This window comes from Paenibacillus popilliae ATCC 14706, assembly GCF_000315235.1.
Classification (GTDB): domain Bacteria; phylum Bacillota; class Bacilli; order Paenibacillales; family Paenibacillaceae; genus Paenibacillus_B; species Paenibacillus_B popilliae.
In genome coordinates this window covers 1-218 of record NZ_BALG01000397.1, presented here as the reverse complement: position 1 = coordinate 218, position 218 = coordinate 1, and the positions used below count along the sequence as shown (strand labels likewise).

Genomic DNA, 218 nt, shown 5'->3' with positions numbered 1-218 from the left:
TCGTTTGAAAGTAGAGGAACCCCCAATGCGAGCAGCGAAACGATGCGGTGTACAGCCAAAGTTATTCCAAATCATCAATATGGATGCCCTCGTGCCAGAGCGTCATATTCTCCGACGTCTGGATGAAATACTGGATCTGTCCGTTGTGCATCCATGGACCGCCCCTATGTATTCAGAGAAACAGGGTCGCCCTGCTGCAGATTCGGAGCTCATGCTGC

General features: G+C 51.4%; 1 protein-coding gene. It reads left to right on the top strand.

What is annotated here, in order from left to right; translation table 11 throughout:
• Window positions 1–118: 118 nt before the first annotated feature.
• Window positions 119–218, top strand: a 100-nt coding sequence (locus tag PPOP_RS26370) for a hypothetical protein (RefSeq protein WP_479691891.1), incomplete at its 3' end; no start/stop codon positions are given.